Origin of the sequence: Parafannyhessea sp. LCP19S3_B1, from assembly GCF_052121955.1 — a bacterium.
In the GTDB taxonomy this organism is placed as follows: Bacteria; Actinomycetota; Coriobacteriia; order Coriobacteriales; family Atopobiaceae; genus Parafannyhessea.
Window position 1 is genome coordinate 1 of the sequence record NZ_JBQKDH010000023.1, and the last position, 6,635, is coordinate 6,635.

Here is a 6,635-nt window from a genome sequence, read left to right on the forward strand (position 1 = left end):
GGGTGCGGGTGCCGGCGCGTCTGCGGGCACCAGCGTGCCGCGGTCGCCGGGCTGCCCGCCGCCCGTGGGATAGAACGCCGTCGCGTCCAGCGCAATGGCGAACCCGCCCTCCGCGGGCTCGCACGACGTCACGCGCGCGTCGAACTCGCGTGCGTAGGGATCGGTGTAGTACAGCTCGTCAAACGTCTCCATGTGGCGCCCCCTCATGCGCGGCCGCCCGGCGCGCGGGGCGTCGGGCGGCGGTTGGTTTCCAACGACACATGATAGGCGCTTCCGCGCGTCGCTTTTGGCGAGAAGGGCGACGCCCCTTGCACGCTACGTGCGCGCAGGCCGCGGCGCGCGCGGCACCGGCCCTACTCCAGCGTGAGCAGCAGCGCCATCTTGAAGCGCTTGTCCGCGCGCACGAAGTGGCGACCGTTCTTGTCGAACTTGAAGTTCTCTCCCGCGTGGATCGTGTGCTCCTGGCCCTCGTAGCCAATGACGCCCTCGCCGTCGAGCGCGAACACGAGCGCCTCGCCGGGGGCGGAGTGCTCAGAGAGCCCGCAGCCGGCGTCGAAGCTCATGAGCGCGAGCTTCATGCCGTCGTTGTGGGCGACGTCCATGTTCACGATGGTCCCGTCCTGATAGGGAACGAGGTCCGCGAGGGCAAACACGTCGCCCGCCTTTACCGCCTGGTTCATGATGGTCTCCTCTTTCATGTTGAGCTCCGTGTACGTGCAACCTTCCTGCGTGGACATGCCCACCGTGGCGCCTGCGGGCACAAAGATGGACTCGCCCGCCGCCACGTGGCGCGCGCCGTCGCCGGCGTCCACGTCGACGCTGCCGCCCGCCACCACAAGCAGCTTGTGCTGGGGGTGGGTCTCTGCGCTGATGTCCGTCCCGGCTGCGAGCGAGAAGTAGCTTACGGCAAGCCCCTTGCCCTCGTGCACTCCAAACGACGTGGTGCAGCCCGGCGTCGCAGGGTGCTCCGCCGCTATGCTGAACGTCCTTCCGGCCGTCTCCCTCATGTGGTGCCTCCGTTTCCGGCGCGCCGCCCGCTTGCCGCCCATCGGCATGCCGCACTTGGCAAGCCGTGTCGATGCCGGACAGGCGTCGCGCCCGTTGTCTCTACGGGCACAGCGTAACCAAGTGCCGGGATGCGCGTCCGTTGCCGCGGCAACGCTTTTGCATCAGCGATGGTACCGCGCGCTTCTCGCCCGGCGGATGTCCGGCAGGCGAGAAGCGCCGCGCTCAGGCCAGCTGCTCCTCCATCCATGCGCGCAGATGCCGCTCCATGCGCGCGAACTCCTCGCGCGTGTCGTCGCGGACAAACGGCCGCTCCATCATCCGGAACACGCAGCCCTGCTCTGCCGTGATGGCCAGACTCCGGGGGTACGCCATCTCCCACGTAAAGCAGACGTGGCCCAGGAGGATGTCTGCCGGATACCTGCGCGCGGCGCGCGGGATGGTGGAGTGGTGCCAGAACCAGGTCGCGGCCTCGTTTGAAAGCTTGCTTTCCAGCAGCGTCCGCTCCGGAAAGCCGTAGATGTCCTCAACGGGGCAGGTACAGTTAACCTTCAGGATGTCTATCTTGTCCGCGTCGCGCAGAAGCTCGCACAGGCGACGCGTGCGCGCATCCAGGTCTTGCGGCAGCCGCCACGAGCTGTGCAGCGCAACGGCCGTGCGGATGAGCCCGTCCGCATCCGGCGCGGCCACGTAGTCTCGGATGGTGGGCGCAGCGCCGTCCAGGCCGTCAAACAGCACGCGCGCGCCGAGCGCGGCGTGGCTGGTCGAGGCGGCGTCGCTGAACGTGCCGTAGCGCCTGACCTGCTCGAAGCGGCCCACGTCGTGCAAGAGCCCCAGCAGCCACGCAAGGTCGACGTAATCCTGGGACGCGCCCTCCGGCAGGGAACGCGCGATCTTCTCGGCAAGGTCCGCCACGCGCCAGGTGTGCTCGATCTTGAGCGCGATCTTGGGGTCCTGCGGGTCGAAGCGCGCGACGTAGCGCTCGAACGCGTGCGCCGCCCGGTCTCTGTCTACGTGCATGTGGCTCCCTCGCGCGTGCCGCGCTCCCGTGGCGCGGGCCTGACGTCCCTGCATTATACGGCCGAGCGCGCCTGTGGCCGCACCCGCGCGCGAGGCTGCGCGTGGCGCAACACAAACCCGCAACGTTGGGGAAACGAGGCGAGCGACGTTTGGCGCCCCTTCCGTAACCATGCATAAACCGTGGCTCAACGTGCGCGCACTACAGTGGGCTCAAGATCCAGCGGAGAGGAGCACGCCATGCCCATGCGTTACGAAGACTACAAGCGCTACCTGAGCCCGGCGCTCGCAAAGAGCACGGACCTCGTGATCGACCACGGCGAGGGAAGCTACATGTACGACGTCAACGGCGAGAAGTACCTGGACTTTGTCCAGGGCATCGCCGTGAACGCGCTCGGCCACAACGACCCTCACGTGCGCGCCGCGATCCACGAGCAGGTGGACAGGCTCATTAACGGCAGCTTCAACATGGTGAACTTTCCCACCACGCTCGAGCTGGCGGAGCGCATAGCCCAGGCGGCGCCCGGCGACCTTGGCTGCACGCTGTTTGCAAACGGCGGCGCGGAGGCGACGGACGGCTCGCTTAAGCTGGCACGCGCCTACACGCGCAGGCCGTGCATCATCGCGTTCAAGGGCTCGTTCCACGGACGCACGTGGGGCGCGCTCTCCGTCACCGGCTCCGCCGCGCACTACCGCGAGTCGTACCAGCCGGGGCTGCCGGGGGTGTACTTCTCGACCTACCCCCAGAAGGACCTGTGCCCCAAGGGCATGGACGCGGAAGAGCGCTCCAAGTTCTGCCTGGACGAGCTGCAGCAGCTGTTTGACTACCTGGTGGAGCCCACCGAGGTCGCGGCCATCATCATGGAGCCGGTGCAGGGCGAGGGCGGCTACTTCGTGCCGCCCGCGAGCTTTGTGCAGGGCGTTCGCGAGATTTGCGACAAGTACGGCATCCTGCTGATCTTCGACGAGATCCAGAGCGGTTACGGCCGCACGGGCAAGATGTGGGCCGGCCAGAACTTTGGCGTGACGCCCGACGTCATGAACCTGGGCAAGGCCATCGCGGGCGGCATGCCCATGAGCGCCATCGTCTCTACCGAGAAGATCATGGCCAAGTGGCTGCCCGGCATGCACGGCGGCACCTTTGGCGGAAACCCCGTGGCCGCGGCCGCCGGCCTTGCGGTCCTGGACCAGATGGAGGAGCAGCACATCCTAAAGAACGTGAACGAGAAGGGCGCCTACCTCGCCGGCAAGCTGGAGGAGCTGCGCAAGGCCCACCCCGTGGTGGGGGACGTGCGCGGCATCGGGCTGATGCGCGCCATCGAGTTCGACCACCCCGAGGACGGAAGCCCCGCCCCGGAGATTTGGACGGCCGTGAAGGCGCAGTGCCTGAAGAACCACATGATCACCCTCAACTGCGGCGTCCACGGCAACGGCATGCGCTTCGCCACTCGCCTGAACGTCACGACGGACGAGCTGGACGAGGGCGTGGGGATCCTGGACCGCTCCATGAGCGAGCTGAGGTACTAGACGGGCGCCGACGCCCGCGTGCCGATGCGGGCGCCGGTGCGGGCGCTGAGCTGGGTGCCGGTTCAAGCCATGCAAGGAGGCCATCATGCCACGCATCGCATATCTGGGAAGCGCGGTCCCGCTGGACCTTGAGCGCAGGATGCTGGGGGAGCTGGGCAGGGAAGACGTCGAGGTGTACGAGGTCGACTCCGACAACGCCGGGCGCCCCGTGCGCGGGTCGCTGTCTGGCGCGGACGCGCTCGTGATCGAGTGGGGCAAAGCGGACGCCCGCACGTTCGAGGCGGCGCCCCAGCTGAGGTGCGTGAGCATGATGGCCATAGGCCACGACAACATAGACGACGCCGCCGCGACGGCGCACGGCTGCTGGGTCACGAACGTGCCGGACTACTGCACGTACGACGTCGCCCTGCACACGCTGGGGCTCGTCGTGGACCTGTACAAGAAGATCACGTGGTTTGACCGGCAGGTGCGCGACGGCGTGTGGGACGACATGGCCGGCTACGACGCACCCCGGCCGCAGGGCCAGACGGCCGGGCTCGTGTTCTTCGGCTCCATCGCGCAGGCGCTCACGCCCATGCTGAAGTCGATAGGGATGGAAGTCATGGCGTACGCCCCAACGAAGTCGCCGGCGTTTCTCGCCAGCCATGGCGTGACGAAGGCGGAGAGCCTTGACGAGCTTCTGGAGAAGAGCGACGTCGTGAGCCTGCACTGCCCGCTGGTGGATGCGACGCGCGACATCATCTGCACGCGGACGCTGCGTCTGATGAAGCCGACCGCGTTTTTGGTGAACACGTCTCGCGGCGGCTGCGTGGTGGAGGAGGACCTGGCACAGGCGCTGACGGACGGCACGATCCGCGCGGCCGCCGTGGACGTGAAGCGCGACGAGACGAACGCGAAGAGTCCGCTGGTGGGGCTGGACAACTGCATAGTGACCCCGCATTGCGCGTACCACTCGTCCGACTCGTACACCGAGATGCGCACGCGCGCCCTGAGAAACGCGCTCGAGGCGCTGGATGGACGCAAGCCCGGTGACGCCGTGAACGAGCTGTCTCTGGCGGGGTAGGGCGCGGGTGGCGTGCGGGGGGGGGGGGCCGCGGGCGCTGGCCCGGGGCTGGGCGCCGGGCATCAAAGGCGCTTCTGGCACACACCCGCGCCGACCTTGCGGAATCTCGCGAACTGGGCGCGGGTGCGTACCCGGTGCGGCAACTGGGCCGCACACACCCGCGCCGACCTTGCGCGGCCCCGCAAACTCGGGGCTGGTGTGTTGCGCCGGAGGGGCTCCCGCGGCAAGAACCCTCGGGTGTGTACCCGACACGGGGCTCGAGGGGCCGTGGTCCGAGCCGCTTACCTGCGAATATGTCCGATTAAACCAAGGGCGGGCGTCACACACCCGGCCTTTTCTCGCAAATCGCGCTACACACCCGCCACTTCGTGGCGCGGGACCCCGCCTTCCGCAACACACCCCGGGCGAGTTCGCAGGATTCCGTAAACTCACCTTGGGTGTGTGCGGCGGCGGGTACACACCGGCCGCGATCTTGCGTGAATCCGCAAGCTGGGTGCGGGTGCGTACCCGCGGCGTAGGCATCCCAGAACACACTCGGCCTGACTTTGATCAGAAAATGTAAACTCGGGCCTGGTGTGTTGCGCGGGGGCTGCGGAGGAACGTGGGGGAGGGACCTGCGGAGGGAATCGCCTGGCATCCTAGCTCAGCCGTTGTTTTGCCGTTCGTGTGTGGGAGCCGTATCATGTGCCCTTGGAGTTAGCCCCTCCGGAGCGGTGGGGCAACGAGTAGCGGTGGGGCAACGAGTGGTAGCGGGCGAGGGCGAGTCCCTGGGATTGCGGTGGTTTCATGGCTGATGGTAAAAGGCTGCGCGTGCGCGATGGGGTCGCCGTCTCGAGCATGCTCTTCGGGCTCTTCTTTGGGGCGGGAAACCTCATATTTCCCATCCACATGGGTCAGCTTGCGGGCAGAAATGTGTGGTGGGCGCTGCTGGGGTTCCTCGTCACCGGCGTGGGGCTCCCCATACTTGGCGTCGCGGCGCTAGGCGCCAGCCGCTCGAAGGGCCTCCTGGACCTGAGCTCGCGCGTGGGCCGGCGCTTCGGGCTCGCGTTCACCTGCGTGCTGTACCTCACGATCGGCCCCCTGTTTGCCATACCGCGCTGCGCCACGGTGGCGTACACCGTCGGCATCGGGCAGTCGCTTCCCAAGGGCGCGCACGGCCCGTGGCTCCTGCTCTTCTCGCTCGCGTTCTTTGCCGTGGTGCTTGCGCTGTCGCTCAGGCCGGGAAAGATCCTGACGTGGGTGGGCAAGGTGCTGACGCCGGGGTTCCTGGTGTTTCTGGGCGTGCTGGTGGCAGCGGCGCTTGCGGCGCCGTCCGCGCGCGTGGCGGACGTCGCGCCGCAGGGGGCGTACGTGGGGTCGCCGTTCGCGACGGGGCTGCTCGAGGGCTACAACACGATGGACGCGCTCGCGGGGCTGGCTTTTGGCATCGTGGTGGTGGGGGTCGTGCGCGACCTTGGCGTGAGCAAGCCGGCGGACGTCGCGCGGGGCACGATCGCCTCTGGCGTGGGAAGCGGCCTCATCATGGCGGTGGTGTACGCGCTCGTGACCGTCATCGGCACCCAGAGCAGGGGCGCGCTTGCGGCATCCAGCAACGGCGGCATCGCGTTTGCGCAGATAGCGCGCCTGTACCTGGGGAACGTGGGCCTGGTGGTGCTTGCGGCGACCGTGACCGTGGCGTGCCTGAAGACGGCGGTGGGCCTGGTGACGAGCTGCTCGCAGACGTTCGTGGGGATGTTTGGCGGGAGGGTGACGTACCGCGGATGGGCGGTTGCGTTCACGATTGCGTCGTTTGCGCTGGCAAACGGCGGCCTCGACGCGCTCATCGCATGGTCTCTGCCCGTGCTCGACGTGATGTACCCCCTTGCCATCGTGCTCATCGTGCTGGCGCTTGCGGGCGGGGCGTTTGGGTACGACCGCGTGGTGCTTGCGTGGGCGGAGGGCGCGACGCTGCCGGCGGCGGTCCTGGGCGCGGCGGGCTCGGCCCCCGCGGCGCTTGCGGCGACTCCCGTCGTGCGGGCAATGG

Annotated in this window: 5 protein-coding genes and 1 pseudogene; 3 read left to right on the top strand and 3 right to left on the bottom strand. The window is 68.1% G+C overall.

What is annotated here, in order from left to right:
* From ACTQWE_RS10005 to ACTQWE_RS10015, 3 genes and pseudogenes are all read right to left on the bottom strand, one after another.
* Positions 1-192: pseudogene (locus ACTQWE_RS10005) on the bottom strand (hypothetical protein); the annotation flags it as partial.
* A gap of 161 nt (positions 193-353) precedes the next feature.
* Positions 354-1,007, bottom strand: coding sequence for a cupin domain-containing protein (locus ACTQWE_RS10010; RefSeq protein ID WP_441857217.1), 654 nt, complete (start codon positions 1,005-1,007; stop codon positions 354-356).
* A gap of 223 nt (positions 1,008-1,230) precedes the next feature.
* Positions 1,231-2,025 (bottom strand): HD domain-containing protein, encoded by a 795-nt coding sequence (locus ACTQWE_RS10015; protein ID WP_441857219.1) that lies wholly within the window; start codon positions 2,023-2,025, stop codon positions 1,231-1,233.
* A 237-nt stretch (positions 2,026-2,262) separates the two neighbouring features.
* Here ACTQWE_RS10015 and ACTQWE_RS10020 point away from each other — a divergent pair, with 237 nt between their 5' ends.
* The 3 genes from ACTQWE_RS10020 to brnQ form a co-directional block, all read left to right on the top strand.
* A complete protein-coding gene (locus ACTQWE_RS10020) occupies positions 2,263-3,549 on the top strand; it encodes an aspartate aminotransferase family protein (RefSeq protein WP_441857221.1) in 1,287 nt (428 codons plus the stop codon).
* Positions 3,550-3,634: 85 nt separating this feature from the next.
* The gene (locus ACTQWE_RS10025; RefSeq protein ID WP_441857223.1) at positions 3,635-4,612 is read left to right on the top strand and encodes a C-terminal binding protein; all 978 of its coding nucleotides are present in this window, start codon (positions 3,635-3,637) and stop codon (positions 4,610-4,612) included.
* A 786-nt stretch (positions 4,613-5,398) separates the two neighbouring features.
* Positions 5,399-6,635 (top strand): branched-chain amino acid transport system II carrier protein (gene brnQ, locus ACTQWE_RS10030; RefSeq protein ID WP_441921676.1); only part of this gene is annotated, 1,237 nt, incomplete at its 3' end.

Bases quoted from the DNA above. Each gene is read 5' to 3' on its own strand.
- ACTQWE_RS10010 (WP_441857217.1), bottom strand. From the start codon at position 1,007: ATGAGGGAGACGGCCGGAAGGACGTTCAGCATAGCGGCGGAGCACCCT.
- ACTQWE_RS10015 (WP_441857219.1), bottom strand. From the start codon at position 2,025: ATGCACGTAGACAGAGACCGGGCGGCGCACGCGTTCGAGCGCTACGTC.
- ACTQWE_RS10020 (WP_441857221.1), top strand. From the start codon at position 2,263: ATGCCCATGCGTTACGAAGACTACAAGCGCTACCTGAGCCCGGCGCTC.
- ACTQWE_RS10025 (WP_441857223.1), top strand. From the start codon at position 3,635: ATGCCACGCATCGCATATCTGGGAAGCGCGGTCCCGCTGGACCTTGAG.